The sequence below is a fragment of the Proteus vulgaris genome (assembly GCF_011045815.1).
Classification (GTDB): domain Bacteria; phylum Pseudomonadota; class Gammaproteobacteria; order Enterobacterales; family Enterobacteriaceae; genus Proteus; species Proteus vulgaris_B.
In genome coordinates this window covers 4144718-4171247 of record NZ_CP047344.1, presented here as the reverse complement: position 1 = coordinate 4171247, position 26530 = coordinate 4144718, and the positions used below count along the sequence as shown (strand labels likewise).

At 37.4% G+C, this 26530-nt stretch carries 29 protein-coding genes and 1 pseudogene; 24 read left to right on the top strand and 6 right to left on the bottom strand.

Annotated elements, in window-relative coordinates; genetic code table 11:
- The first annotated feature begins 20 nt into the window (after nt 1-20).
- The 9 genes from GTH24_RS19515 to GTH24_RS19475 all read left to right on the top strand — a co-directional run bounded on the left by GTH24_RS19515 (nt 21) and on the right by GTH24_RS19475 (nt 6806).
- Nucleotides 21-710: a transcriptional regulator gene (locus GTH24_RS19515; protein ID WP_067405974.1), complete on the top strand. Its 690-nt coding sequence runs from the start codon at nt 21-23 to the stop codon at nt 708-710.
- Between the two features lie 9 nt (nt 711-719).
- On the top strand, nt 720-1205 hold the full coding sequence (locus tag GTH24_RS19510; protein ID WP_164526865.1) for a hypothetical protein: 486 nt from the start codon (nt 720-722) through the stop codon (nt 1203-1205).
- A gap of 39 nt (nt 1206-1244) precedes the next feature.
- Nucleotides 1245-1718: a hypothetical protein gene (locus tag GTH24_RS19505; protein ID WP_164526864.1), complete on the top strand. Its 474-nt coding sequence runs from the start codon at nt 1245-1247 to the stop codon at nt 1716-1718.
- Nucleotides 1719-1786: 68 nt separating this feature from the next.
- Nucleotides 1787-2005, top strand: coding sequence for a hypothetical protein (locus GTH24_RS19500; RefSeq protein ID WP_067405984.1), 219 nt, complete (start codon nt 1787-1789; stop codon nt 2003-2005).
- A 163-nt stretch (nt 2006-2168) separates the two neighbouring features.
- The gene (locus GTH24_RS19495; RefSeq protein WP_164526950.1) at nt 2169-2570 is read left to right on the top strand and encodes an antirestriction protein; all 402 of its coding nucleotides are present in this window, start codon (nt 2169-2171) and stop codon (nt 2568-2570) included.
- A gap of 61 nt (nt 2571-2631) precedes the next feature.
- Nucleotides 2632-3468: a DUF932 domain-containing protein gene (locus GTH24_RS19490; RefSeq protein WP_164526863.1), complete on the top strand. Its 837-nt coding sequence runs from the start codon at nt 2632-2634 to the stop codon at nt 3466-3468.
- A gap of 677 nt (nt 3469-4145) precedes the next feature.
- Complete coding sequence (locus GTH24_RS19485) at nt 4146-4832, top strand: GNAT family N-acetyltransferase (RefSeq protein ID WP_164526862.1); 687 nt, start codon at nt 4146-4148, stop codon at nt 4830-4832.
- Nucleotides 4829-5710, top strand: a complete 882-nt coding sequence (locus tag GTH24_RS19480) for an ImmA/IrrE family metallo-endopeptidase (protein ID WP_164526861.1) — start codon at nt 4829-4831, stop codon at nt 5708-5710. The genes GTH24_RS19485 and GTH24_RS19480 overlap by 4 nt, the downstream gene beginning before the upstream one ends.
- On the top strand, nt 5703-6806 hold the full coding sequence (locus tag GTH24_RS19475; protein ID WP_164526860.1) for a beta family protein: 1104 nt from the start codon (nt 5703-5705) through the stop codon (nt 6804-6806). The genes GTH24_RS19480 and GTH24_RS19475 overlap by 8 nt, the downstream gene beginning before the upstream one ends.
- On the opposite strand, the gene GTH24_RS19470 is transcribed toward GTH24_RS19475, so the two are convergent.
- From GTH24_RS19470 to yajD, 3 genes are all read right to left on the bottom strand, one after another.
- Nucleotides 6776-7354 carry a sce7726 family protein gene (locus tag GTH24_RS19470; protein ID WP_206535552.1) on the bottom strand — a complete coding sequence of 193 codons (579 nt, stop codon included), beginning with the start codon at nt 7352-7354 and terminating at the stop codon, nt 6776-6778. The genes GTH24_RS19475 and GTH24_RS19470 overlap by 31 nt on opposite strands.
- Before the next feature lie 785 nt (nt 7355-8139).
- Nucleotides 8140-8511, bottom strand: coding sequence for a YibL family ribosome-associated protein (locus tag GTH24_RS19465; protein WP_072068936.1), 372 nt, complete (start codon nt 8509-8511; stop codon nt 8140-8142).
- A 110-nt stretch (nt 8512-8621) separates the two neighbouring features.
- Entirely contained in the window at nt 8622-8969 is a 348-nt protein-coding gene (yajD, locus tag GTH24_RS19460; RefSeq protein WP_006534437.1) for an HNH nuclease YajD, read from the bottom strand.
- Between the two features lie 165 nt (nt 8970-9134).
- Here yajD and GTH24_RS19455 point away from each other — a divergent pair, with 165 nt between their 5' ends.
- Nucleotides 9135-9668 (top strand): DUF2058 domain-containing protein, encoded by a 534-nt coding sequence (locus tag GTH24_RS19455; protein WP_072068935.1) that lies wholly within the window; start codon nt 9135-9137, stop codon nt 9666-9668.
- Between the two features lie 107 nt (nt 9669-9775).
- Entirely contained in the window at nt 9776-10252 is a 477-nt protein-coding gene (locus GTH24_RS19450; protein WP_072068975.1) for a cold-shock protein, read from the top strand.
- Nucleotides 10253-10262: 10 nt separating this feature from the next.
- Here the strand turns inward: GTH24_RS19450 and GTH24_RS19445 are convergent, their stop codons facing one another.
- On the bottom strand, nt 10263-10979 hold the full coding sequence (locus GTH24_RS19445) for an RluA family pseudouridine synthase (RefSeq protein WP_164526859.1): 717 nt from the start codon (nt 10977-10979) through the stop codon (nt 10263-10265).
- 135 nt (nt 10980-11114) lie between these two features.
- On the opposite strand from GTH24_RS19445, the gene GTH24_RS19440 reads away from it, so the two are divergent.
- From GTH24_RS19440 to GTH24_RS19410, 7 genes are all read left to right on the top strand, one after another.
- Entirely contained in the window at nt 11115-11360 is a 246-nt protein-coding gene (locus GTH24_RS19440; protein WP_072068933.1) for a DUF2543 family protein, read from the top strand.
- Nucleotides 11361-11556: 196 nt separating this feature from the next.
- The gene (locus tag GTH24_RS19435; RefSeq protein WP_072068932.1) at nt 11557-12297 is read left to right on the top strand and encodes a MurR/RpiR family transcriptional regulator; all 741 of its coding nucleotides are present in this window, start codon (nt 11557-11559) and stop codon (nt 12295-12297) included.
- Between the two features lie 328 nt (nt 12298-12625).
- Nucleotides 12626-14182: a PTS transporter subunit EIIC gene (locus GTH24_RS19430; protein WP_072068931.1), complete on the top strand. Its 1557-nt coding sequence runs from the start codon at nt 12626-12628 to the stop codon at nt 14180-14182.
- Between the two features lie 12 nt (nt 14183-14194).
- On the top strand, nt 14195-15565 hold the full coding sequence (locus tag GTH24_RS19425) for a class-II fumarase/aspartase family protein (protein WP_072068930.1): 1371 nt from the start codon (nt 14195-14197) through the stop codon (nt 15563-15565).
- Between the two features lie 261 nt (nt 15566-15826).
- Nucleotides 15827-16663: a 5-dehydro-4-deoxy-D-glucuronate isomerase gene (gene kduI, locus GTH24_RS19420; protein WP_072068929.1), complete on the top strand. Its 837-nt coding sequence runs from the start codon at nt 15827-15829 to the stop codon at nt 16661-16663.
- An 83-nt stretch (nt 16664-16746) separates the two neighbouring features.
- The gene (gene kduD, locus GTH24_RS19415) at nt 16747-17508 is read left to right on the top strand and encodes a 2-dehydro-3-deoxy-D-gluconate 5-dehydrogenase KduD (RefSeq protein ID WP_115351065.1); all 762 of its coding nucleotides are present in this window, start codon (nt 16747-16749) and stop codon (nt 17506-17508) included.
- Nucleotides 17509-17574: 66 nt separating this feature from the next.
- The gene (locus GTH24_RS19410) at nt 17575-18087 is read left to right on the top strand and encodes a YgjV family protein (protein ID WP_164526858.1); all 513 of its coding nucleotides are present in this window, start codon (nt 17575-17577) and stop codon (nt 18085-18087) included.
- A 72-nt stretch (nt 18088-18159) separates the two neighbouring features.
- Here GTH24_RS19410 and kdgR read toward each other — a convergent pair whose 3' ends face one another.
- Nucleotides 18160-18981, bottom strand: coding sequence for a DNA-binding transcriptional regulator KdgR (kdgR, locus tag GTH24_RS19405; protein WP_072068926.1), 822 nt, complete (start codon nt 18979-18981; stop codon nt 18160-18162).
- Between the two features lie 421 nt (nt 18982-19402).
- Here kdgR and GTH24_RS22270 point away from each other — a divergent pair.
- The 6 genes and pseudogenes from GTH24_RS22270 to GTH24_RS19380 form a co-directional block, all read left to right on the top strand.
- Nucleotides 19403-20317 (top strand): annotated as a pseudogene (locus GTH24_RS22270) (sugar kinase); the annotation flags it as partial.
- The gene (locus GTH24_RS22265; RefSeq protein WP_347147266.1) at nt 20312-20983 is read left to right on the top strand and encodes a bifunctional 4-hydroxy-2-oxoglutarate aldolase/2-dehydro-3-deoxy-phosphogluconate aldolase; all 672 of its coding nucleotides are present in this window, start codon (nt 20312-20314) and stop codon (nt 20981-20983) included. The pseudogene GTH24_RS22270 and the gene GTH24_RS22265, both read left to right, overlap by 6 nt.
- Nucleotides 20984-21017: 34 nt before the next feature.
- The gene (locus tag GTH24_RS19395; RefSeq protein ID WP_164526856.1) at nt 21018-21491 is read left to right on the top strand and encodes a YhcH/YjgK/YiaL family protein; all 474 of its coding nucleotides are present in this window, start codon (nt 21018-21020) and stop codon (nt 21489-21491) included.
- Between the two features lie 339 nt (nt 21492-21830).
- Nucleotides 21831-22841: a TRAP transporter substrate-binding protein gene (locus GTH24_RS19390; RefSeq protein WP_164526855.1), complete on the top strand. Its 1011-nt coding sequence runs from the start codon at nt 21831-21833 to the stop codon at nt 22839-22841.
- A gap of 52 nt (nt 22842-22893) precedes the next feature.
- The gene (locus GTH24_RS19385; RefSeq protein ID WP_082151779.1) at nt 22894-23454 is read left to right on the top strand and encodes a TRAP transporter small permease; all 561 of its coding nucleotides are present in this window, start codon (nt 22894-22896) and stop codon (nt 23452-23454) included.
- A gap of 2 nt (nt 23455-23456) precedes the next feature.
- Nucleotides 23457-24764 carry a TRAP transporter large permease gene (locus GTH24_RS19380; protein ID WP_164526854.1) on the top strand — a complete coding sequence of 436 codons (1308 nt, stop codon included), beginning with the start codon at nt 23457-23459 and terminating at the stop codon, nt 24762-24764.
- Nucleotides 24765-24913: 149 nt separating this feature from the next.
- Here GTH24_RS19380 and GTH24_RS19375 read toward each other — a convergent pair whose 3' ends face one another.
- The gene (locus GTH24_RS19375) at nt 24914-26230 is read right to left on the bottom strand and encodes a sodium-dependent transporter (RefSeq protein ID WP_072068922.1); all 1317 of its coding nucleotides are present in this window, start codon (nt 26228-26230) and stop codon (nt 24914-24916) included.
- Between the last annotated feature and the right edge of the window lie 300 nt (nt 26231-26530).

The window sequence follows — 26530 nt, the reverse complement described above, 5'->3', positions numbered from 1 at the left end:
TGTCACTGGTAGGAATCCTTATGGCACAACCTTCAGCCCGTCATGAACGATTGGTACATCGTCTGGCGTATATTTTAACGCAATTATTCAAAGGGGAAACGTTATACCTCAATAGGCTAGCCTCGGAGTTTAATGTCTCGTACCGTACATTATTACGCGATTTTAATGAACGATTAGTCCACCTCGATTTGGAACATTTTCAAGGCGGTTATCGATTAGCGGGGGGATCTGCTGTATTACGTACAGATAGCGATATTCTCCAATTTGCCAATATCACCCATGTCGCTCAGCTTTTTCCTGTCTTGGATAGAAAGTTGCTGTCATTACTTCTTAATCGCCAATCTCATGAGTCTCCTTATAGGGTGTATCACTCGCCGCCTAAGGCTTTACCTTCACCTTTTGGTGGTTTTGCTATTGTGACTCAAGCGATTTTAGAACATCACTTTATTCATTACCGACACGAAGAAAAAATGTATCGCTGGGTATCACCCTATAAGTTGACTTATTTTGACGGTGTTTGGTACGTCTGTGGGGTCTATAAGGGATCTATTCATGCCATGCCATTACTGCTGTTGCAGGATATTGAACAAACCTCTCGTTGTTTTCATCCAGATAACGCGATTACCCAACAAATAGAGGAGCCCACATTTATCCAAGCATTACCCTACTTTCAATATATCAAAGGGATATTACATCCCACACACGCTTAGGAGCATTTTATGACATTTTATTTACCAGATTTAAAACCGCAGTTATGCACGCTTATCAGTGGGATATTGATCCTTTTTTCAACCTCAGCACACAGCACGATTGCTGATGATCAATGGGGCGATTGGTATGGCAGCACAGGAATGGCGTGGGATTTGAGTAGCAACAATGCCCAAGAGGAAACACTAATGTTCGCTTGCCATGGCGGTGCATTCCATATTCGTATGACGACGCCTGAGTATCGTAATGGCCTTACTCCTGACAACGCAATTTCGCCTGTCACTATCCGCATTAGTCAGTCTTCATATGGAACTGGTCGTTCAGATACCTCGCAAGATGATAATTATCAACAATTATTTGAACAGCTCAAAAAGACAACCCCAAACGACACGTTACAATGGGTGTCCTCACCGTTGACTTCTGCATTATTTTCTGCAAATGGGCTTGCGGAAGCTATGGCCGATACAGATTACCAAGACTGTATTGAGCATCCTTAGTAATGATTTTCTATAATATCTAAAACAGGAATATTAATTATGTATTCACGTTTCGTATTTTCAATAATGACTTTATTAATGACTTTATTAATGACATTGATATCAACTTCATCAGCACAAGCCATTACGTTGCGTGGTGAAATTCAACCGGATCGTTATACCTATTATTTAACAGATCAATATGCACAAAAATTATGGGCAATGAATCGAGATAGAAATAGAACGATCCGATTTAATCTTCCACCAGGTGAGCTTGTCGCGCAAACCGATGTCAGCTTTGCTTATCAACATCCAGCCCCCACCGCAATAACGTGCATTAGCAGCATCTATTATAATCAAGGGGCTCGGGCAAATTGGCTAAAAGTGGCTTGTATTGATAATAATGGACTGGAATATAGCACCCATCAGAAATGGCCTGACACATCGATTGCTAAGCGTGTTTGTAAAGTTGGTGAAGCCAGTTGTGATGCTTTTTTAACCATGAGTAGCGATAATTGGTCGGGTCCGCAATAAACTGGATCTGCATTTTTATTCATATTTTCTAGCCAGCTTTTGCTGGCTTTTTCTTTTAGGGTAATCCAATGTCAGTATTAAAACTTATCGCCACAACAACAAGTGTTGTGGCCTTGTCCTATGTGACCCACTACGCACAAAAGAAAGTAGCGGAAAAAATGCTCATTGAAGGGCAATTTTCAGAAGCTGAAATCCAAGCAGCACGATTAGGGGCCGTATTTACGTGTACCACTCTGATTGGCGGTCCTCTTGATCAATTACTGAATACACTATTTTCAAAACATTAAACCACCATTTTTCCCATACATATTTAAATAACCTTATTACGGTAGGCCTTTTGGTCTACCGTTTTTATGCCGATTAAAAACAACATAGAGGATTTGTTCAATGCAGCAAAAGCGACATGCCGTAAACTCAATGAAGGGCAGTGAGGATTTTAATGCCAATTTGATGACGGGTAATCGAGTTTCTGACCACCAGCGTACGAAGTTCTGGCAAACCTACTTCGGCACAGTAAAAGGCTTTGCCACGTTTGAAGTGGTGATATTTACTATCATGGGCCAGTTCTGTGATGAATACACTGGCGGCTATTGGGAGTACTGCACATTACCCAATGGCGGTGCGTTTATTTATCCAGATTTGGATCATGAAACATTAACGCTGTTCAATATGCATAATGGCAATGAAGCAGGACTCAGCCCTGAAGCGGCAGGCGTTGCCATTTGTTTGATGCTGTACAGCCAGTGGTCATTTAGAGCGGAGAGTGAATTACTGGTTGAACGGTTCTATCAGCTTCGTGATTACGTTATTCAACATCCAGAAAGTTCAGCCATTTTCCATCTTATCGATTAACGCCTTTCTTAATTCAATCTTTCAGTTTTACCTATCTTATTTATTTTTAAGGAAATTCATTATGACTCGCTCAGCTTCCCGCTTTGGTGCGGCGAATAGTATTCGCCGTGATCGTCCGTTAACCACAGAAGAATTATTTCGTACCGTACCGAGTGTTTTCTCAGAAGAAAAACACGATTCACGTAGTGAACGGTACACTTACATTCCGACCATTACCTTATTGGATAGCCTTCAAAAAGAAGGCTTTTATCCGTTCTTTGCTTGCCAGACTCGAGTGCGTGATGTTAGCCGTCGAGAGCACACCAAGCATATGTTACGGTTCAGGCGACATGACCAAATTACGGGTATACAAGTACCTGAAATCATCTTACTTAATAGCCATGATGGTTCGAGTAGTTATCAAATGCTGCCGGGCCTATTTAGAGTTGTATGTTCGAACGGTTTAGTTTGCGGAGATACCTTTGGTGAAGTGCGTGTGCCACATAAAGGTGATGTTGTTGGCAAGGTGATTGAAGGGGCTTATGAGGTATTAGAAACGTTTGATGCTGTTGCTGAAAAGCGAGAACAGATGCAGTCACTATTGTTACCTCCACCAGCACAACAAGCTTTGGCACAAGCGGCGTTGACTTATCGTTATGGCGAGGAGCATCAACCAATTACTGAGGAGCAAGTATTACAACCTCGTCGTTGGGAAGATAAGAAAGATGATCTTTGGACGGTATATCAACGTTTACAGGAAAACTTAATCAAGGGAGGATTATCTGGTCGGAGCGCTAAAGGTAAGCGGGCTCGCACTCGTTCAGTGAATGGCATTGATGGAGATATTAAATTAAATAAGGCGCTGTGGGTCATGACAGAAAAGATGCACGAACATTTCTCTGGAAGAGAAAGAATATAGATAATAGTAGCACATTGTTTTTTCATAAAATAATGTGCTTCCCATCTATTTGCTGGTGGCCTTATTTTTTTTGTTAAACATGATCTACTGTTGTTCTAAGTTTATTTATGTGGAATATAAATAGTTTCCAATGTGTTTATTTTGATATGAGTCTCAGTATCGGAGCAATCGTCTGTAATGAGGGGTGAAAAATAATCAAGTCCCCTTGCTAAATATTCATTCGGTTCGAAAAATTGCAGCGCAAAGCATATATAAAGCATTTTAACCGAATAGTTTGTTATCACTGGTTGAGTCAAATTATTTTCAGTCATATTTGTGAAGTGTAAAGAGTCGCAATGAAATAGTTGTGTTATTATAACCATTCGCCTACGAGGTTATATTACATCGACACAAAAACTGGTTAATATTGAGTTGCGTTAATTAATGTATTATAAATCATATGGTTAGTTGTAGTTTGTCGATAGCATTGTATGTGTACGAGGTTGGTAGAACATTAGTTGTAACTGCTTGCATTCGTTGATAAAAAATAGTGTTTCAAGTAGTTGCAGTCATACTCAATATTTTCTCTTTCCTCAACAAACAAAACGCCACAATAGTATTCTAACAGCTTGTACCTAATTAGAAAAATTTAGTTCTTTACTTTACAGACATGCGTCTCTATTTATCTAAGAATGTATATGTATATGAATATTGATATAAATCAATTAATTAAACTAGGAATTATTCCTGCTCCTGATGAAGAAGTTATAATTGAAAAAGGCACGCTTGTAAGTAGCCGTCAGGTTGAGGAGTCATATTTAATTTCATTCGGTTGGAGCCTTCCCAATGCTATAACTTGCGATCAAGAATGGTCAGAATATCGTTTAAAAATGTTTGAACATCTTAAAAATGAATGTAACGACGAAACGCGAGAAGAGTTTTTATCAAAGATTCAAATTGAAGACAGTCATTGGAATTGGTTTAACAAGTCTAGATGCTATAGTACTGAAGAATATAAATGGTTTTTTTTAAAAACGAGTCATGATGTTGAGGCAGCTTGTCTTATCTACTTCCCTAAAGAAAGTGCATTAAACCAAGACGATATTTTTTACATTGAATTTATTGCTGTAGCACCTTGGAATCGGTTAACTCCATTAGAAGAAAAACGTTATAATAAAGTCGGTAAAAAGTTATTGCAGGCAGTGATAAAATATTCTACTGCTACATTGGGTTACAGGTATGGATTTTGTTTGCATTCTTTACCTCAAGCTAAAGGGTTCTATGAACATATTGGAATGATCCATATTGATAAGCTTGATAAGGCTCAATTACAATATTATGAAATTGATGATAATAACTCTATGAGGTTCTTGGAGGTTTTGTGAGGAATAACATTGACGATATCGATTTTTCCTTTGGAAAATATTCATCAACATCTCTTCACGAAGAGTATGATAATTACTTGCGTTTTAGTGATTATGTTGATGCCTTACCTGCAGAAGTCAAAAGAGCAAAAAATATCTCTGGGCGAAATAAAAACTATAACAATATTTCTAGTCTTTTTTCGTCATTTTGTAAATCTAATAAGAAGAACTCAACATTATTTAGGAAAGGTATATCATCGAATGATAGCCTCATAAATACATGGTTATCTTTTGTTTATGAAAAAGAGAACTTTATTTGTTCTATGGCAAATATACCACCATATTCCCCAATTACAGTTGAAAAATTAAACGATTTTACAAAAAATAGCATAAATGAAGATTTTCCTTTAAACGCTCCTAAAGCCCTCCTTGAATTAGGTATAGTACTGGTATACGAACAATTTATTCCATCTGCAAAAGTTGATGGTGTTGTTTATGTTAATGATAACGGGAATCCGGTTATTGGTATGAGTCTCCGATTCGGTAGGATTGACAACTTTTGGTTTACTTTAATGCACGAATTATCTCATGTATTATTACATTATAATAAATTAGATTCCCCGATTGTGGATGATACTGAAAGAACGATTGATCCTGAGGATTTAATAGAAGCTCAAGCGGATAGAATGGCTCTTGATCTACTTATACCAAGAAATATGTGGCGAGGTTGCGCGGCAAAACGTTCTCTTAAGGAAGATGAACTCTTTTCTTTTGCCAAGGAAGTAGGAATTCATCCTGCAATTGTTGCAGGGAGAATTAGAAGTGAAACTAAAAGTTATAAATATTTCTCTAAGATTGTTAATAAAGTTAACGTTAGGGAGATAATATTTAATGTATAATTACACGCCTTTTTTGAAATTAAAAGTTAGTGAAATAAGTGCACTAAAGGAACTTGATACAGTTAAAAAGAATAAATTGGTTCCTTTTTTTGATTTCCCGAGAAAGAAGCCTAAAAAAAGTCGTTACTCTACGTCTCAAGAAAGTGATAAAAGCCAACTATTTTTTATGGATTTAAATAGGTTAGAATCAAAATTCAATAATACATTAAAATGGTTTGAAGAGTTCTATCTGGATAATTATGATGTTGAAGATGAAATAGCTATCGACAATAAATATCATTATTATGATATAATTGACAGATTTTCAAAATTCGGGATGATCCCTGTTATTGCATTAGATAGAGACCCACGGCACATTTTATCTGTTATTCATGGTTTTGAAAATAATCTCTTTAAACATAAGAGAGTTGCTCTCAGATTAACAAGAGACTATTTTCTTAACTACGACTTATTTAAAGATGAGATAGAAAAAATTTTAGAGAGTCTGAGTCCTCATATTAAATCGTTTGATTTAATATTTGATTGTAGGGTTTGTAAAGTAGGTGATGCTGATAAAGTCTCTAAACAAATAACAAACTTCATTTCTAATATAAAAACGCAACCAACAAATGTTAAAATTAATAAAATTATTACTAGTGGCTCCATGATTCCGGCATCTATTAGTGAGCTATTGAAAACGCAATCAGAATTGGATATAGCTCGCGAAGAGATAAAAATTTACACCTCGATATTCAATAGCTATAACGAGCACTATACATTAGTTTTTGGTGATTATGGATGTGTTAGCCCAGAATATTCTGATGTTGAATTGTTTGATGAAGATATGCAAAATATAACTACCGCAAAAATAATTTATCCCTACGAAGACCGTCTTTTCATTAAGAGAGGAGGGCGGGTCAAAAGCGATAAATATCAATATAATGAATTCGCTGAATATATTGTTAATTATTGTAATTTTTATAGGGGAAAAGAATATTCTGCAGGTGATTTATATTTATTTCAAAAAGCTAATTATGAAGGTAAATCTGTTACAGCCGCATCTATTGTTAAACCGCTTATCAATCTTCATTTATCGTATATGACTCTTGAGCGTTGAAGTAATTTATCACTAATTTCATTACTAATACTTAGCTTATTAAGCTGGCTAGAAATTCTTTGTGAGATAGTGTCCCTATTTTTATCTTTGCTTAATATGGGGATATTTTCTTTTGTTAGAATCTCGAGCATTTCACTTTTCCATAGTGTACTTAAGGCAACCATTGGACTAAATCCTACATTTGCCTTCGTTTTTCTTGCATATGATAATTTTATTTGCCCTTTGTTTATGTGAGCGATGAGAATCCCCCAATGACTAGGTGCTAGAGAAAGCGCTTTTAATTTATGTTTTTCAGTGGTTAAAAGCGTTATTTTTCTAAAAGAAAGGTCATATGATAGCCCTTGCTTAAGGATTCTTTCTATTCTATCATTATCTCCTTTAATTTCGTAACAGTGCAGATCTTTATAGATAGCCACTACATCAGCAATCGCAAGGCCATTGTTAACAGAGAGTTCTTCTATTATTTTTTGAGGTTTCATTGATTTACGATGCAACCAATCAATTAATGCAAATCGTAACTCTTTGTCATTTAAAGAAATATTATTCATTTTATTACCTTTAATCTTTCTAAGTGTATTATAAATTATTATTTGTTTTTTTCAACGTTACTTACTTTAAGATTTAATATCAATCATCTCATTGTTGTAGCTGCACGTATATAGCTCGTTATCGATATTTAATTTTCAAAACCTTAATATTGCACGATACTGTAAGTGCCAAGATTGTTGCCACCCCCTAGTTAATTTAATAAGTCTTTTTATTGTTCTGAGTTCAGAGCAATTGCTCTTTTTTGGTTACCAAATTTTGTGTCCTATTTGGCCAGCGCTTCGGATACTTTTCTTTGTTACTATCTGTATGGGGATGTTATTCTTATTTCGATGGTGCCCTCCCTCCTTCCCCACATAAAAACCAATCTGGGGGCATTAATGGGGGCACTGTCATTTATCCAATTCAGTAAACATATTTAATATCAACGCTATTACCCATCTAATGCGACTCCTGTGATCTCCGCCACTTCTTATTTCATCACTTCTTTCTAATAAAGCATCTAATTCTTTCTTTATCATATTGTTTTTCATAGTCTTGCATAACGTATAGAGAGTGGAGGCAATTCGATGAGCGAAAATCTTCCTAAAGCACCACAGGGCAAATATTGCAGTACTGAAAGATTTGCTGAAAAGAGGTAAGCAGAAGAAGTAGCTTTCTAGTTTACGTGATGCTTTGCTTCCTAATCTTCTCTCCAGATAACTAACGGCTCATAATAACAGATATATATTAAGAACCAGTTAGTATTAGCTGATTTTTACAGGTTTTAGTTGAATTGATTTTCTAGCTAGAAATCAGTCTTAGAAAAACCGGTCATACCATCTAGCTCCATTTCGCGCCCTAATGCGGTCATTGGATGGACAATTATCAGGCCCCGTACAGTTTTCTTCAGCTTGCCAATATCCGCTTGTTCTTTCTTAGTAATGAGGCGTTTGAATGGCATATCCTCTAGTTTTTGTGCTTCTTTACTGAGTTTATTGTTACGTACTGCTTTCAGACGAGCGATTTCAGTTTCTAGTTCTACTTTTTCTTTTTCAAACTCTGCGTATTTTTCCACTTTTTCCGTTTCATCTGGCAGCGAGATATTTGCCATTTTATGACGAATAAGATCTAAACGGTCGCTAAGGAGTTTGATTTTTGCTTTTTCGATTTCTTTCATTATTAATTAACCATGAACAAGTTTCTTGTTGGTAAGTATACACCATTCTATATAGGGGCGTGAGAAAGGGGATAGATAGTCTGCTTTGCACCAAAGCAGACATTGCATCACTATTTTTTCTTATTAAGCATCGACTTTAAATCAGCAAAAGGATTATAGGTTGCCGCACCTACATCATCTTGTGCATCTTCACCTGCGACAACTGTTGTGCCATATTGGTCTGCTTCTGTGTATTTAGAGTGTTCGTGATCATGGCAAAACAGACACAATAATTCCCAGTTACTGCCGTCTTCTGGGTTATTGGTATGGTCGTGATCAATATGATGAACGGTTAGTTCACGCAGGTTTGAGTAAACAAACTCACGAGCACAACGTCCACATACCCACGGGTAGATTTTCAGTGCTTTTTCACGGTAGCCACTTTCTAACCGTGCATAGTTTTTTGGGATCAGAGCCATTGTTAGTATTACCTGTAATAGAAAGCGTTTTACGATAGTGTTTCCAATATACTCTGAATGCCATGATAGGTTCAAATGTTGCTATCTTCATTTCTTACAACCTGATGCACTCTTAGAAATTACAGGTATAATTTCATAAATTCTTGAGCAAATTTAGGCATAAAAATGGCAAAACTTACCTTACAAGAGCAGATGTTAAAAGCAGGGCTTGTGACCAGTAAAAAAATGGCAAAAGTCCAAAGAACGGCAAAAAAATCACGTGTTCAAGCGCGAGAAGCAAGAGAAGCCGTAGAAGAAAATAAAAAGGCTCAACTTGAGCGCGATAAACTGCTTAGTGAGCAACAAAAACAAGCGACTTTATCTAAAGAATATAAAGCGCAAGTTAAGCAACTTATTGAGATGAATAGAATTACGTCAGAAAAAGGCGATATTGATTTTAATTTCACTGACAATAATGTGATTAAAAAAATTGTGGTGGATAAACTGACACAATCTCAATTAATTAGTGGACGTCTTGCTATTGCTCGTCTGGATAATGCAAATAAAACGGAGTACGCGATTATTCCAGCCAGTGTTGCAGATAAAATTACACAAAGAGACGTGGACTGTATCTTGTTAAATAACGCACTGAGCGAGACAGAACAAGATGAAGACGATCCTTATGCTGATTTTAAAATCCCAGATGATTTAATGTGGTAATAAGTAACGTAGCTTATTAACTCAAAGGCATAGTCTGTATAAGCATTGTGCTTTATACTGCATCTGGAAATTTTTGTAGATAAACGATTAAGTAGGCGATAATGGCAATGAACGGAATAATCACAAAGTGGTTTGAAGATAAAGGTTTTGGATTTATTAAAGATGAAAACGGGGATAACCGTTATTTTCATGTGATTAAAGTTGCCAACCCTGCTTTGATAAAGACAGATGCAAATGTCACGTTTGAGCCGACCACCAATACCAAAGGCCTGTCTGCGTATGCGGTTAAAGTGATCCCAGACAGCAAATACGTTTATATTGCAGGTGAGCGCGTTAAACTGACCTCAATTAAATCATTTCGAATTTATAGCGAAGATGTGCCTGCAGATACACATATCAATAAAGAAAATACCGTACTTTCTGTTGGTACTTTAATGAATAGCATCAGACCAAAGTCAGCGGATGGAGCTAATAATGTGCGCACGTTGAGAAAGCTGGCAATCACCACAATGCACGGAACAGAAATCATTTTTACTGAAGATGAACTTGATATCGATGAAACAGTAAAAGCGCTTAAACTGTAAATATCGATATTTAAAACGGGCTCTCGCAACGCGCTTTTATTGGTGCTTGGCTAATAGGGTGAACAAAATGAAGTTCACTCGCATGAAGCATAAGTCGCGGAGTCCGTTTAGTTCCTTCCATTCCTTCAATTAAACTTCCGTCACACCCACCATATAAGTCACAACCTAAAATAGGATGGCCTATAAACTGGCTGTGAATACGAAGTTGATGCGTCCTTCCTGTTTCAGGCTCAAATTGTACTCGCGTTAAGGACAATAACGTTCCATCTTCTAATGTATGATAAAAACGCTCAATAACGTGATAACCAGAGCGTGCTGGTTTTCCATTAATAGGACAAATTGACATGCGTGGGAACAAAGCGGGATCTTTTGCAATTGGAGCATTAATCACTCCTTCATTTTCTTTCAAATGACCACACAGTAGTGCGTTGTATACCTTGGTTACACTGCGTTGGCTAAATTGCTGACACAAAAGCGCATTGATTGCTTTATTGAGTGCCACAAGCATCAATCCAGATGTACCAAAATCAAGTCGATGAACAAGCGTACATCCCGGAAATAGCTTCACTAATCGATAATGTACCGAGTCGATATTTTGTGGGTTTTTTCCTGATAAACTCAACAGTCCTGTCGGTTTATTGATAAGGACTAAGTGCTCGTCTTGATAAAGGATCTCGATTTCATCATAGCAAGGTGGGGCAATAAAAGTATCGATAATCGTAGACATCAGCCTATCCGCAGAAAAAGAAGAAAGTGGATAATAGCGAATTTTAGGTTAACAGGCGAATGTAGAGATATACTCTTAGTAATTTGATAGTAATTGAATATGACGAGTATTAATGTTAATCCTTGGGGAGAATTTATGAACAATGAAATCCATTTTAAATATTATGACATGGTAGAAGAATATTCACTGGAATCAACCGATCCTGTTGCTGAGGCAGAAGAAGATGGGCTTGCTCTCTATTTTCAATTATTACTCACTCGATTAATGAATAACGAAGAAATTAGTGAATCGGCACAACAAGAGATGGCAAAAGAAGCGGGTATTAATAAAAAACGCATTGACGATATTGCGATGTTCCTTAATCGCTGGGGTAATGAATAGCACGTATTGGGCTCATTGATCGTGGGCTCAATAATCTCTTAATTCACAAAAAATAACTCTGTTCCTACATAACTGTATGATTTAACGTATACTCGTTATCTATTTTATTGCACATAAGCGCACGAAAAGAGCTGGCATATTTTTGGGATGTTCGCTCCTTTATTGGGTGTTTTATATTCAATTGGTTGGGTGAGATATGCTGGATTTCCTAAAAAATTATGACAATTTAACGATCAGCGAAAAAAAAGTATTAAAATATCTCACTGATAATATTGCGGATATACCCTATTTAAATATTAATGATTTAGTTGCAAAAACTTTTGTATCAAAAACGGTGATTATTAATTTATCGCAAAAGTTAGGATTTAGTGGATTTAAAGAGCTTAAATTCCAAATTAATAATTATATCTTGGCTCAAAATAAAGTTGAGAAAACGAGCACCGCCTCTTATAAAAAGCAATTAGAAAAGAATATTAATAAAACATTTACCTTAATTAATGAAGAGCAAATTCGGGAATGTGCGAAAACCTTACGTCACTCTAGGAATATTTTTATTGTTGCAAGGGGAACGAGTAAAGCAGTCGGTTATTACCTTGAACACCTTCTGTTTGCTTTGGGACTACATTGCTTTTTTATTAATGATTACAACTTATCTGACTCGTTTACTCGCCTTGTTAATGAAGATGACACAGTTATTTTTATTTCCCTTTCTGGTGGCACAAAAAAAATTATAGAAACAGCAAAAATCGTACAGTTAAAAGATGCTAATATTATTAGTATGACAGCATTTAATACCAATGAATTAACCAGTTACGCAAGCCATGCTCTGTTTTGTTTTGCTGATAATCACGATACAAAAAAAGATGATACTAAATCACGTATTGGCTTTTTTATGCTGGTGGATTTACTGATAAATGAGCTAGAAACACTACTTTAAATTCTAATAAACTGATCATTCTATTAGTTAAATATTCTTTTTATTCTTAATGTGTAAAAAGCATTAATCTATCTGATTAAAATACTCATAAGTTATTTTAAAATAACCTTCTTTTTCAATATAGATATTAATATCTAGGATCAATTTTTATTGTTGAAATAAAAAATTGTTTATTATTATTAATTAAATCGTTTGTTAAAAAGACCTAAGTCATAAAAAATGACCTGAGATAATATTTAAAACCGCTACGTCATTCATTTCCTATAATCCCTAAGTTAGAGTACCTCGGTAATTCTTTTTATATTCGAGAAGTCATAAGGAAAAAAATATGGCCAGGAAAAAGTTCAGCGAGTCTATTCAGCGCTTTGGTAGAACCCTACTTCTACCAATCGGTGTATTAGCGCCTATCGGTATGATCTTGGGGATCAGTGGTGCTTTAGTTCAGTCTTATATGATTGCACGCTTTCCTTTCTTAGGAAATGAAACAGTCAATGCTTTATTAGTCAGTATTCGTTCTATTGCAGGTGTGGTGTTTGACAATATTCCACTTCTATTTGCAATGGGGGTGGCGTATGGAATGAGTCATAAAGATAAGGGAATTGCGGTCTTTGCCTCTGTGGTGGGCTATTTAACCTTGATAAGTACAATCAATATCTGGTTGGTATTGACTGGAAAGCTGGCTGATCCTGCCATTATGACGCAGGTTGGGCAAATTAAGGTTCTGGGTATACAAACCATGAATATTAGTGCCGCCGGAGGGATTATCACAGGATTAATCGCTGCATGGGCTACCGATAAGTTCTATAACCTTGAGTTGCCAACAGCATTTGCCTTCTTCTCAGGGAAAAAATCTGTCGCCATTATTATGGTCGGATTAATGATTGGCGTGGGTGCATTGTTGCCATTTATTTGGGAAGTATTAGTCATGGGCTTAACTAAGCTCTCGGCTGTCTTCTTAAGTCCTGTTGGGCCTTTCTTTACTGCGGGTGGTGAGCGTCTATTTATCCCATTTGGCTTACACCACGTCTGGAACGTTCTGTTTAGATTTACCGAAGCCGGTGGCTCTTATGTGATTGATGGGCAAACCTATGTAGGTGTTGTTCCAGCAATGACAGAAGTATTATTTAACCAAGGCCCAAGTAGTGAATATTGGGCAATGATGCCAAGCCTGACGCGTTTTATGGCTCAGCAACAAATGTTGGTGACGCTGTTCTTATTCCCTGCGATTGCATTAGCAATTTATAAAACCTCGAAAAAAGAGAACCGTGCTGAAGTTAAATCGATGCTAGTGACGATGGTCTTAACTGCAATGTTAGGTAACGTGACTGAACCTCTTGAATTTACCTTCGTCTTTATCGCACCGTTACTTTATTTAATTTACGCGATTATTGTGGGTATTGGCGCAGTTCTACTCTCTTTTGCTGGTGTTGCAATTGGTTATATCCGAGGCACAGTCTTTGACTTCACTATCTTCGGTTTATTGTACGAACAAACTAACTGGATCTTCTTAGTGCTGATTGGTAGCACACTGGCTGTTGTGACCTACTTTATTTTCTACTGGGCTATCGTCAAATTTGATATCAAAACCCCAGGTAGAGAAGAATCAAGCAATATGAAAAACACACTAATCAAAGAAAAACGTTATGGCGAAATTGCAGAAATCTTAATTCAAGCGTTAGGTGGCAAACAAAATATCCGTAATGTTGATAACTGTATTACGCGATTACGTATTGATATTAATGAAGTAAATCAAATAGACAAAGAATTAATGTTGGAGTCTGGCTGTACAGCATTCTTCTTTCCGGCAGCAAACCATGTCCATGTCGTTTATGGCCCTAAAGTCGAATTTGTTCGCAATGCTGTTGATGACGCAATGAAGAAATAAAAAGGATACATGATGAGAGCGTTATACGATTCTAAAAGTAAAACAATCGACGATCGCGGTATAAAAAATCTGCTGTCCAATGAAGCTAAATATTCAACTTGGTTGATGTTTGAAGCCATGTTAGCGCAAGCACAAGCTGAATACGGTTTTATTCCACAGTCTGCTGCAGATGAAATTAAAGAAAAGGCGATTATTGATAATATCGATTTTGAAGAGATGAACCGTATTTATCAAAAAATCGGTCATGGCTTTGTGCCTTTTTTAAAAGTACTGGTGAATGCATGCTCTGAAGAGAGTGGTAAATATGTGCACTATGGCATTACCACACAAAATATACAGCAAAGTTCACAGCTGTATATGATGAAAACAGTACACAATAAGTTCATGTTATTACTAAGCGAAATTATTGAAAACTTATCTAATCTTGCTGAAAAAACAAAACATATGGTGATGGCAGGTAGAACACACGGTCGTCATGCTATCCCTATTACTTATGGGTACAAAGTTTCAGTGTGGATCAGCGATTTTATTGATTGCTACCAGCGTATGAAAGAGAGTGAGAAACGTGTATTCACCATTATGATGGGGGGTGCAGTCGGTGCTTTTAACTCAATGCCAGAAGTGGGGATGAAAGTACAAAAACGCGTTGCTGAATTAGTGGGTATGCAAGCAATGGAAGTCCCATCACGTAATCTAAGTACGCATAAATTAGAATATATGATGAACTTGGCACTGATGGCTAACATCTGCCATAAAATTGGTGAAGAAGTATATAGCACCACGTTAGAAGAAATTGCTGAGGTTTCTGAAGGATTTACAAAAGGTACTGTGGGTAGTAGTACAATGCCTCATAAAATTAATCCCAAATTAGCCAAAGGAATTATCGCTAACTCACAGAAACTGTACTCATTACCGAATGTGGGAATGTACTCTGCGGTAAGACCTTATGAAGGTGACAGTAGCTCTTATATGTTATTTGATGGCTTAATTGAAGAGGCGTTAGAATTAACAACAGAAATTCTATTAAGAACGGAAGAGCTTTCAAGAACCATCGTTCCTCATGAAGAGAGAATGCTACATAACGTGATGAGAAATAAGGGATTAGATAATACCGAATACGTTATGATGAAGATGGCAGAAAAGCTGGGTAAAGATAAAGCACATTCGCTGTTATATGAAGAAGCGATTAAAACGGCAGCTGATGGTGAAGATTTTTATACTAACTTGATGAAGAACGAAACTATTACTGCAGCTTTCAATGCAGATGAAATCAAGGCCATGCTCGATCCTCGTTCTTATATTGGTTTATCCGTTGAACTTGCTGAAAAAGAAGCAAAACGTGGATTAGCGATTTCTCAAGAAATTAAACAAAGTTATAAATAAGTAGTAAAAACCATCAAGTATCCATAAATAAATCATTATCAGTTATATCGGGGGCCACTCATTTGAGTGGCTCTTTTTTTATTTGAGAAGTAACAAAAATGACTCTTTCCTATAAAAAGAACGACATCTTCAAAAAAATAAAACAATGTTTTATATTTTTATTGATGGTTGTGTTTTTTATTGATATCGTGTCCCTATAAAAGTGATGCATTTTCACACATTATCATTAATGCCTATCAAGGCTAGGAATTGAGGTTCATTATGCAAACTCGTCAAAGCATTCATAGCGACCATGCCAAACAATTAGATACAGAAGGCCTGCGCCGCGAGTTTCTGATAGAAGAAGTTTTTAGCCCAAATAAACTGACTATGACTTATAGCCATATCGACCGAATTGTATTTGGCGGAATTATGCCAGTGGACTCTCCGCTCACTTTTTCTAATGAGTTAGGGAAGTCTTTTGGTGTCACCTATTTCCTAGAACGCCGTGAATTAGGCCTTATTAATATTGGTGGCGCTGGTGTGATTACGGTTGATGGTACAAACTATGAAGTGGGTAAAGCAGAAGCTCTTTATGTAGGAAAAGGTGCTCGTGATGTCAGCTTTAAGAGTGTTGACTCTGCTCATCCAGCTAAATTCTATTATAATAGCGCACCCGCACATACCACTTATCCAACACGTAAAATCACACAAGATCAGGCTTCTCCTGAAACATTAGGGGACGCAAGCACCAGTAATCGCCGTACTATTTATAAATATTTAGTCCCTAACGTATTACCGACTTGCCAATTAGTGATGGGGATGACTCAGTTAGAGGAAGGAAGTCTTTGGAATACCATGCCTTGTCATACACATGAACGCCGTATGGAAGTCTATTTCTATTTCAATATGAAAGAAGATGCTGCGGTATTCCATATGATGGGTAAACCGGATGAAACTCGCCATTTATTAGTTCATAACGAGCAAGCCATTATTTCACCAAGTTGGTCTATTCACGCAGGTGTTGGAACACAAGCCTATACCTTTATTTGGGGTATGGTGGGTGAAAATCAGGTCTTTAGCGATATGGATCATGTTGCAGTTCGCGATCTGCGCTAATCAGATAAATGTATTACTCATAATAAAGTAGCTACCAACTATATGAAGTGGTGGTACATATTTCTTATATTCGAGGTAATAGTATGATCCTGAATGCATTTGATCTGAAAGGTAAAGTCGCCATTGTAACTGGCTGTAATACAGGTTTAGGCCAAGGTATGGCATTAGGGCTTGCTCAAGCTGGCTGCGATATCGTGGGGATCAACCTTGTTGAACCGACAGAGACTATCGCCGAAGTAAAAGCTCTCGGTCGTCGTTTTTTAAGTTTACAAGCTGATGTGAGTAAAACGAACGAATTGCCAGGGCTGGTGGATAAAGCCGTTACTCATTTCGGCCATGTTGATATTTTAGTCAATAATGCCGGTATCATTCGTCGAGAAGATGCGATTAATTTTACAGAGAAAGATTGGGATGATGTTATGGATCTCAATATTAAAAGTCTCTTTTTTATGTCTCAAGCAGTGGCTAGAAAATTTATTGCTCAAGGTACTGGCGGTAAAATTATTAATATTGCATCAATGCTCTCATTCCAAGGTGGCATACGTGTGCCGTCTTATACTGCATCTAAAAGTGGTGTTATGGGCGTAACCCGTTTGTTAGCAAATGAATGGGCAAATAAAGGCATTAATGTGAATGCTATCGCTCCGGGCTATATGGCAACAAATAACACTGCGGCTCTACGTGCTGATGAAGAACGTAATGCGGCTATTTTAGAGCGTATTCCTGCTGAGCGTTGGGGTGTTCCAAGTGACATGATGGGGCCTGTTGTTTTCTTAGCATCTTCAGCTTCTGATTATATTAATGGTTATACCATTGCAGTTGATGGTGGTTGGTTAGCGCGTTAATTCGCTATTGTCGAAGAAGGCGCCCAAAGGCGCCTTTTTTCGTTGAGCGGGGAATAAGGAGGTTGCATGTTTTTTGAAAATTATTGGATTGCCCAAGGTATTGGTGTTCTCGGGTGCCTTATTGGTGCAACTGCCTTTATGCAACGACAAGATAGTAAACTTAGATTTCAGCTCACGCTCAATGGCCTTTTGATGTCTATTCATTTCTTTTTGATAGGCTCAACGGTAGGAGCCATTAACTGTTTGCTTTGTGCAATACGAAATTGGGTGTCGGGCTATTCGCGTAATATTGGGATCATGTTGGTCTTTATTGTTTTAGCGTGGTTTTTAGTGATCCCAAAAATCATACATCCAATACAGTTCTTAACGTTATTTGCGACGACGTTAACAACCTATGCATTATTTCGCTTTAACGGCATTGCGCTTAGATTGTGTATGTTAACTAGTACGCTATGTTGGTTAACGCATAATATTTGGGCAGGTTCAATTGGTGGAATAGTACAAGAAAGCCTTTTCTTGATTGTGAATGGTCGAACAATTTTTAAGCTATATAAAGCGAAATTACAGAGTTCGTTATGATAAAGAGAAATAAAAAAATCCATCAATTTTATTAATGGATTTTTATTATAAACAAAGAATTAGGTTTGATTTTTAAATATTTTCAGCCAAGACATTGGTATCAGTGTAGCTAAAAGGGTAGTCGTGGAAACCTAATCCAGCAGAAATATTGGCTGCCGCTTCATGTAATTGCGCAATTAACGCAGCTTTATTTTCTTCTTGGAAACGGATCAAAGGTAGAGATAAAGAGAGTCCGGCAATAATTCTGCCCATGCGACTATAAATAGGCACAGCAAAACAGCGCAAGCCGTGTTCCATTTCTTCTTTATCTTCTGCGTAACCTTGTTTGCGAACTTGTTCTAATTCAACAAGTAAAGCATCGATATCTTTCAGAGTGTATTTTGTAAAAGGTTCAAAAGTTACATTAGCTAAAATAGCGCGAATTTCCGTTTCTGGTAGCCAAGCCAGCATGATTTTACCTAGCCCAGTGCTATAAAGTGGACGGCGACGACCAATGCGAGAATACATCTGTAAATTGTATTCAGAGTCTATTTTATGCAGATAAACAATGCTGTCTTCGTCTAATGTACCAAGGTGAAGCGTTTCTTTGGTCAGTTTTCCAAGGCGATACATTTGCTCATCAGCAAGTTTAATCAAGTCTTGGTTTTCAAGTGCTTTTGCGCCTAACTCAAATAATTTTAAGTTAAGAGAATACTTATCTGTTTCCCCTTCTTGGGAAACATAGCCTAATGTTTTCATCGTTTGTAAAAAACGATAGACGGTGCTTTTAGACATCATGATCCGCAAGGATAACTCTGTCACACCAATCACTTTTTCCTCGCCAAGTGCTTGTAATATAGCGAATACTTTGAGTACAGAGGAAACTGAATCAGGAGTGTTTTCTATTTCAGACATTGTGAGTCCTAAAAAATGATTTATTGTTTCATTATATTTGAAATACCATAAAAATTATAGCGCTTAACGATGATGATTCAATAAGGCTAACAATTTTTCATCATATAACGTGTTGCTAATCACAGTGTTTTTAAATGAAAAACATCTAAATTTGATATTTTTTATGTGTGTATCACTTTGAATTTAAAGTAGATAGAGATAAATAGCCGTCATGGTTTTGTGTATGTTATTGGGTATTTGAACACGAGATAACATGATGAGTACTTTATGGCTTTTTATGGTTCTTCTTTAAACTTACTTTTTATGCATTTTGAAAACAATGACAATATCACAAAATTAATGAAATGTTGTTTTAAATCTTTTTAATTGAATCGATTTAAAATAAAATGACATCACTGCTAATGTGAAAATGGAAAGCGCTATGGCTATCAATGTGGCTGTTATTGGCGAATGTATGATTGAACTATCCGAAAATCAGGCGAATATTGTACGTCATTTTGGAGGAGATACTCTTAATACTGCTGTTTATTTGACTCGCGCAAATCCTAATTTATCTGTTCATTATGTCAGTGCGTTAGGTACAGATCCAATGAGTAGTGCCATGTTAGAGCAATGGCAAAAAGAAGGTGTACAGACTGAATTAGTCCAGAGATTAGACAATAAATTACCCGGACTTTATCTCATAAACACGGATAACCAAGGAGAGCGTACCTTCCATTATTGGCGTAACGATGCTGCCGCACGATATTGGTTACGATCACCAAAAGCCCCAATGATTTTCCAGCAACTGCTTGATTTTGATTATGTTTATTTAAGCGGTATCAGCTTGGCGATTTTATCTCCCGAAGACAGAGAACTGCTTTTACAACAATTAGCTCATTGTCGAGAAAACGGTGTGAAAATTGCCTTTGATAATAACTATCGACCAAGATTATGGGAAAGTCCCGATGCTGCACAAAAAGCTTATCAAGCTATTTTGTCACTCACTGACTTGGCTTTTCTCACATTAGACGATGAATTTCTTCTTTGGGGAGATAGAGAAGCAGCACAATGTGTGTCTAGAACGGTTGAATTTGGTGTTGGGGAAATCGTTATTAAAAAAGGCGCAGAACCTTGCCTCATTATACAGCAAGGACATTGTGATGAAGTTCCCGCTATAAAACTCGATAAGCAAAGTGTGATTGATACAACCGCCGCAGGTGATTCATTCAGTGCAGGTTATCTTGCTACGCGATTAGCAGGTGAGTCAGTTGTGATGTCTGCGCGTTATGCACACTTACTTGCCAGTACGGTTATTCAACATCGTGGCGCGATTATTCCAATAGTCGCGATGCCACATTCCTCAATAAAAGCACCATTTATTCATTCAACGGGGCACACTATGTCAACATTACTTGAACAACTTTCGGCACTAAAAATCATTCCTGTTATCGCAATTAAAAATGCAGATGATGTTGTTGCATTGGGTAAAGCATTAGTTGAAAACGGTATGCCTAGTGCTGAGATAACCTTTCGTACACCCGCGGCTGCAGAGGCTATTCGCCAGTTAAGAAAGGAATTTCCGAAAATGATCATTTGTGCAGGTACAGTATTAACGAAAGCACAGGTTGATCAGGCAATTGAAGCCGGTGCGGATTTTATTGTGAGTCCAGGATTTAACCCTCGCATTGTGCAATATTGCCAGCATCGAGGCATTCCTATTATTCCGGGTATTAACACGCCAAGCTTAGTTGAAGAGGCCATGGAACTAGGCATCAAGCTATTGAAGTTTTTCCCAGCGGAACTTTCTGGTGGTATTGGTATGCTCAAAGCTCTTAGTGCCGTTTATCCTGTCTCTTTTATGCCGACAGGCGGAGTTAATGCCAATAATGTGAAAGATTATCTCGCATTACCTCGAGTTGTTGCTTGTGGTGGTACATGGATGGTGCCTTCAGATCTCGTTGATAATCAAGAATGGGAAAAAATAGGCGTTCTTGCTAAAGAAGCAATGGCAGCTTTGTAATTGAATTTAAACACGGATTTAAGAGGGTAACCTGATGATCATTGGAAATTTAAAGCAACTTGATGCAACTATGCTACCGCCTGCACTGTTAAAATTACTCACTAAAAAAGAGTTATCGTTAAACGTTTTGCAAGAGAAGAGTGAAGGTACATATAACATTATTGATAATGATGTTTTTTATATTATTTCCACACCGACTACAGATCGTGAAGAAAACTTAAAAAGTGAGTTCCATGACCATTATCTTGATATTCAAGTTGTACTGAAGGGTCAAGAGATGATCTCTACCAGTACAACGATTACTTATCCTCATCAATATCAAGAGACAAAACCAGATTTGATTTTCTTAGATAACCCACCTATTACAACCCGTTTATTGCTTGATACTGGCGATTTTGCGATTTTTTATCCCGGAGAAGTTCATCGACCTACTTGTCAGGTAAATGTTTCACAAAAAATTAAAAAGGCGGTTTTTAAAATCAGTAAAACATGGCTGGCAACTCAGTAATAATAGCTAGGATCTTCATCCTATCATTCCCCATTCTAAATATGATTATCGACTACTTCTTTGCTTAATAAGTAGCCGATAATTCAGATTTAAAGCGAGTTAGTAGCTTATTCTAGAATAAATAGTTTCTCTTTTTTTACATATAATTTCTCTTTTTTTGATGATTTAATTCTTTTTTATCAATACGTTACTTGGTTGTTATGTTTAAAATATAAAAATGGTCACCTATTTTCAAAAAATAGGAACGCCATTTCATTTTCTTGAATTCGATCACTGAAATATTGTCAAATTCAAGTAGCATTAACACTATCAAAATACGCAAACCCATAAGGGGTTCACATGCATACAATGAATGTTTTGCCTAAGTTATCTCTTATCAGCACCGTTGTAGTCGCTAGCCTTTTTTTAGCGGGATGTGGTGAAGATGACAAAACAGATAGTCCAGTTATTTTGAAAACGGCTTTTAACCAATCTGAAAAAAATCCTCAATACAAAGCATTGGAAGATTTTAGTCAAAAATTAGAAGCTGCTACGGGGGGGAAATATAAACTCGAAATTCATCCTAATGAATTATTGGGTGACCAACGTGCTGCTCTTGAATTAGTTCAATCAGGTGCCATTCAATTGGCCGTGGTTGCCAATCCTCTTGTTGAAAACTACAACAAAAACTTCTCTGTTCTGGCGATGCCTTATATCTATAACGATTCAGAACATCAAAGAAAAGTTTTTACAGGTGATACCTTAGATGGCCTCTTTAGCTCAACTAAAGGAAATGGTTTTGAGGTACTTACTGCCTATACTGCGGGTGCTCGTAGTATGTATGTGAAAGGAACACCGGTTAAAACACCTGAAGATATGAACGGAAGAAAGATCCGAGTCATGCAATCTGACACCATGGTAAAAATGTTGTCTTGTATGGGAGGAACAGGTGTTCCTATGGGGCAGGGTGAAGTTTATTCCGCTATCCAACAAGGTGTTCTTGATGGCGCAGAGAATAATGAAATCACTTATGCTGACTTAAAACAGTATGAAGTAGCACCTAATTTCTCTTATACCCGCCATGTTATGGTTGCCGACTTACTTATCGCGAATGAAGCATTCATAAATAAGATGAGCCCTGAAGATCAGGCGATTTTCCGTAAGTTAGCGAAAGAAAGTACAGTTACTGAGTTTGATCTATTTAACCAAGCGTTAGACACGGCTCGACAATCTGCTATTAGCCAAGGTGCAACATTTACTGAGGTTGATATCAAACCATTCCAAGAGCGTTGTAAACCGCTACAAGAATCGATGCTAACCACACCAGAACAAAAAGATATCTACAATAAGATCCGCGCATTAGCCAACTAATGCCGTTTGTTGCAAGGGGCTAAATTTTTAGCCCCTATTATAAGGATCAACCATGGAACCTTCAGAGAAATTACCCTCTTCAAACGACGCTAATACGCCTGTTGCAAAAAAGGATTTTTATACTTTTTTAACAAGTATTAAGCTGAAAATAGATACCATCGTCGCTTATTTTTGTATTTTTCTTGTGGGTTTAATGACGATATTGGTGACTTACCAAGTTGTGACTCGTTATCTATTTAACGATCCTAGTGCAGTTAGTGAAGTACTTTCTCGCTACCTATTTATCTGGTTAATTTTAATTGGTAGTGCTTATGTATTTGGATTACGTGAACATATCGCAATTACGTTTATGCGTGATCGAATGCCCTATAAAGTCCGAATTTACCTTGAAATTTTAGGTGAGTTTGCCACAACTGCTTTTGTGTTATTGGTGCTCACTATTGGTGGTTACATCGGTATGAGCCGTCAAATGGGACAACTTGATTCGGCACTGCAAATCCCGATTGGGGTTATCTATGCAGCTATACCTATAAGCGGTGTTCTCTCTGTTTTTTATTGCTTATATAACCAATATGGATTGGTTAGACAACTTTCTTCAAAGCAAAAGGTGTAACCATGGATATTGCAATTGTTGTTGCCCTAGTCATGTTTATTGGCGCATTTTTTCTCTTATTTATTGGTACACCAATCAGCGTCAGTATTGGGCTCTCTTCTTTCTTCGCCATGGCAATGATATTGCCTTTTGACGGTGCTATTTTAACCTCAGCTCAACGAATATTTGTGGGGTTAGACTCTTTTGCCCTGTTAGCAATCCCGTTCTTTATTTTGGCTGGTAATTTAATGAATAATGGCGGTATCGCTATTCGTTTAATTAACTGCGCTAAGTTAGTCAGTAACTTTTTACCGGGGCCTTTAGCGCAAACTAACGTTGTTGCAAATATGCTATTTGGCTCAATCAGTGGCTCTGGTGTGGCTTCAGCAGCTGCGATTGGTGGCATCATGTCCCCAATCCAAAAGAAAGAAAATTACGACCCAGCTTTTAGTGCCGCGGTTAATATTGCATCAGCACCAACAGGTATGTTAATTCCACCAAGTAACACACTGATTGTTTATGCCACTGTTGCAGGGAGTGTTTCGATTACAGCACTGTTTATGGGGGGCTATATTCCCGGTATTTTATGGGGATTGGGTGTGATGTTAGTGGCAGGTTTTATTGCTAAACGTCGTGGTTATGTTGCTGAAAAAAATACCATGAAAGGGCAAGCATTTAAGCTCGTGCTTGACGCAGTTCCTAGCTTAATGATGATTGTGGTTGTTATTGGCGGGATCTTAGGTGGGATTTTTACTGCAACAGAAGCTTCGGCCATTGCAGTTGTGTACTCTTTAATCTTAGGTATGTGTTATAAAAATATCAAAATAAACCATTTGCCTGCTATTTTCTTAGCAACAGCAAAAATGACAGCAATTGTTATTTTGATGCTTGCAACATCATCCATTATGTCTTGGGTAATGGCATTTACTAAAATACCTGCCATTATCGCATCAGGTTTACTCTCTTTTACCGATAGTTTCTTAGTTATCTTACTGATTATGAACTTGGTTTTACTGTTGGTTGGTACCTTTATGGACCCAACGCCCGCAGTGTTAATTTTTACCCCCATTTTCCTACCAATTTGTGCTCAATTTGGTATGGATCCCGTTCAATTCGGTATCATGATGGTGTTTAACCTTTCATTAGGTACGATAACACCGCCAGTAGGCCCTATTTTATTTACTGGTTGTAAAATAGGTGAAATCAAGATTGAAGGTGTAATCAGACCGCTATTACCTTTCTTTGCTGTTATCATTCTTGTACTGTTGCTAGTGACATATATTCCTGCAATTTCGATGTTCTTACCTCAAGCAATGGGATTGGTTGGGTAAAATTTATAAAACTGTTAGGGAAAAAGTAACATAAAGTATCCAAAATAAAATAGGGCTGATTATAAAAAAGCTGTTATAAAACAAGAATAAAGAGAGGGTCATTTGACCCTCTCTTTATGTTTAATAAGCTGTTTTTATAGGGAACCTGTTTAGCCAATCAATCCATGGACTAAAATAATACCGATACAGATTGGACCAATATAACGCCATACTAACAATAAGCATTGACGTTTTAATCCAGTGATATTTTCAGGAATAAAAGCATTCGCTCTACGTGACCAACCAAAGATTAAACACATTGCAATACCAAACAGTGGCATCAAAATATTAGAAGTCAGATAATCCAACAAATCAAAGACCGTTTTACCTGCGAATGTTACATCACTCATTGGCCCAAAAGATAATGAAACAGGAATACCCATCAACATAATTGAGGCTGTAACTACTAATCCGGCACGACGACGAGTCCACTGAAAACGCATCTGCACATAAGCGACGATATGCTCAAGTAATGAAATTGCAGAGGTTAACGCCGCCATTAATAACAGGACAAAGAACGTCACGGCTAAAATGTTGCCACCGGGTAAGTGAGCAAAATAAACTGGCATGGTCATAAAGGTTAAGCCAGGGCCTGCATTAGGCTCTAAGCCTGCGGCAGATAGAGCAGGGAAAATCATTAATCCGGCAAGTACACACACCATACACGACAAAATAACCACCCACATGCTGGAGTTAGCGATACCTTTGTTATCCGCTAAATAAGCACTGTAAGTGATGTGAATACCTAAACCGATAGACAGTGAGAAGAAGGCTAATCCTAACGCATCCAATACGCCTTGAGGGGTTAATTTACTAAAATCAGGGTATAAAAATAATTTTAAACCTTCAGATGAACCGGGTAAGCTCATACCAACGACTATCAATAAAATCATAATGATAAATAACATCGGCATCATGATTTTGACGGCTTTTTCCAAACCACGTTGTACACCGGCTAAAACCACAAAACAGGTTAATCCCGCAAAGGCAAGGTGAGCCAAAATAGGCCATAAGGGATCACTAATAAAGCGGGTAAAAATACCCGTTAATTCAGCGCTATCTGTAATATTCAACTGGCCTGTTGCCGCCATAACGGTATAACCAATTGTCCAACCACCAACAACGCTATAGAAGCTGTAAATACACCATGAACTGAATACACCAATAACGCCAATGATAACCCAATTACGCCCCATCATTTTCTTAAAGGCATTGACCGCTTCAGCATGTGTGCTACTACCTAAGATATTCTCAGCCAGTAATACCGCAAGCCCGATAATAAAACTGAATAATAAGAAGACGATTAAGAATGCGCCTCCTCCATTATTGGCGGCAACATAAGAAAACTTCCAGATTGCGCCAATACCGATTGCAGAGCCTGCGGCTGCTAAGATATGGCCGACTCGTGATGTCCATTGTTGGCTCATTTTGCCCCCTGATTTATTTGATTAGTTATGGAGGATATAACCATACAATTACTTATTGAGAAGACGTTGTGACTCATCATCCTTATGGTAAAACTCAACATCATAGAAACTCCCCTAAAAATAATTTCACCAGTAAGGGGCACAACAAAAAAGCCACCTGACTGGTGGCTTTTGCAAAAAAATGAACGTGCTCGGCCACCTAAAGAAGGAGTAGTAGGTTTAGGCCTAAGAGTCGGTTATTGGTGTTCATATTCATTTTTTTGCTCTTTATTGAAATGGATATTATTGCAATGCAATATG

Coding starts and splice junctions, on each gene's coding strand:
- GTH24_RS19515 (WP_067405974.1), top strand. CDS start 21: ATGGCACAACCTTCAGCCCGTCATGAACGATTGGTACATCGTCTGGCG.
- GTH24_RS19510 (WP_164526865.1), top strand. CDS start 720: ATGACATTTTATTTACCAGATTTAAAACCGCAGTTATGCACGCTTATC.
- GTH24_RS19505 (WP_164526864.1), top strand. CDS start 1,245: ATGTATTCACGTTTCGTATTTTCAATAATGACTTTATTAATGACTTTA.
- GTH24_RS19500 (WP_067405984.1), top strand. CDS start 1,787: ATGTCAGTATTAAAACTTATCGCCACAACAACAAGTGTTGTGGCCTTG.
- GTH24_RS19495 (WP_164526950.1), top strand. CDS start 2,169: ATGACGGGTAATCGAGTTTCTGACCACCAGCGTACGAAGTTCTGGCAA.
- GTH24_RS19490 (WP_164526863.1), top strand. CDS start 2,632: ATGACTCGCTCAGCTTCCCGCTTTGGTGCGGCGAATAGTATTCGCCGT.
- GTH24_RS19485 (WP_164526862.1), top strand. CDS start 4,146: ATGTATATGAATATTGATATAAATCAATTAATTAAACTAGGAATTATT.
- GTH24_RS19475 (WP_164526860.1), top strand. CDS start 5,703: ATGTATAATTACACGCCTTTTTTGAAATTAAAAGTTAGTGAAATAAGT.
- GTH24_RS19470 (WP_206535552.1), bottom strand. CDS start 7,354: ATGAATAATATTTCTTTAAATGACAAAGAGTTACGATTTGCATTAATT.
- GTH24_RS19465 (WP_072068936.1), bottom strand. CDS start 8,511: ATGAAAGAAATCGAAAAAGCAAAAATCAAACTCCTTAGCGACCGTTTA.
- yajD (WP_006534437.1), bottom strand. CDS start 8,969: ATGGCTCTGATCCCAAAAAACTATGCACGGTTAGAAAGTGGCTACCGT.
- GTH24_RS19455 (WP_072068935.1), top strand. CDS start 9,135: ATGGCAAAACTTACCTTACAAGAGCAGATGTTAAAAGCAGGGCTTGTG.
- GTH24_RS19450 (WP_072068975.1), top strand. CDS start 9,776: ATGAACGGAATAATCACAAAGTGGTTTGAAGATAAAGGTTTTGGATTT.
- GTH24_RS19445 (WP_164526859.1), bottom strand. CDS start 10,979: ATGTCTACGATTATCGATACTTTTATTGCCCCACCTTGCTATGATGAA.
- GTH24_RS19440 (WP_072068933.1), top strand. CDS start 11,115: ATGAACAATGAAATCCATTTTAAATATTATGACATGGTAGAAGAATAT.
- GTH24_RS19435 (WP_072068932.1), top strand. CDS start 11,557: ATGCTGGATTTCCTAAAAAATTATGACAATTTAACGATCAGCGAAAAA.
- GTH24_RS19430 (WP_072068931.1), top strand. CDS start 12,626: ATGGCCAGGAAAAAGTTCAGCGAGTCTATTCAGCGCTTTGGTAGAACC.
- GTH24_RS19425 (WP_072068930.1), top strand. CDS start 14,195: ATGAGAGCGTTATACGATTCTAAAAGTAAAACAATCGACGATCGCGGT.
- kduI (WP_072068929.1), top strand. CDS start 15,827: ATGCAAACTCGTCAAAGCATTCATAGCGACCATGCCAAACAATTAGAT.
- kduD (WP_115351065.1), top strand. CDS start 16,747: ATGATCCTGAATGCATTTGATCTGAAAGGTAAAGTCGCCATTGTAACT.
- GTH24_RS19410 (WP_164526858.1), top strand. CDS start 17,575: ATGTTTTTTGAAAATTATTGGATTGCCCAAGGTATTGGTGTTCTCGGG.
- kdgR (WP_072068926.1), bottom strand. CDS start 18,981: ATGTCTGAAATAGAAAACACTCCTGATTCAGTTTCCTCTGTACTCAAA.
- GTH24_RS22265 (WP_347147266.1), top strand. CDS start 20,312: ATGCCACATTCCTCAATAAAAGCACCATTTATTCATTCAACGGGGCAC.
- GTH24_RS19395 (WP_164526856.1), top strand. CDS start 21,018: ATGATCATTGGAAATTTAAAGCAACTTGATGCAACTATGCTACCGCCT.
- GTH24_RS19390 (WP_164526855.1), top strand. CDS start 21,831: ATGCATACAATGAATGTTTTGCCTAAGTTATCTCTTATCAGCACCGTT.
- GTH24_RS19385 (WP_082151779.1), top strand. CDS start 22,894: ATGGAACCTTCAGAGAAATTACCCTCTTCAAACGACGCTAATACGCCT.
- GTH24_RS19380 (WP_164526854.1), top strand. CDS start 23,457: ATGGATATTGCAATTGTTGTTGCCCTAGTCATGTTTATTGGCGCATTT.
- GTH24_RS19375 (WP_072068922.1), bottom strand. CDS start 26,230: ATGAGCCAACAATGGACATCACGAGTCGGCCATATCTTAGCAGCCGCA.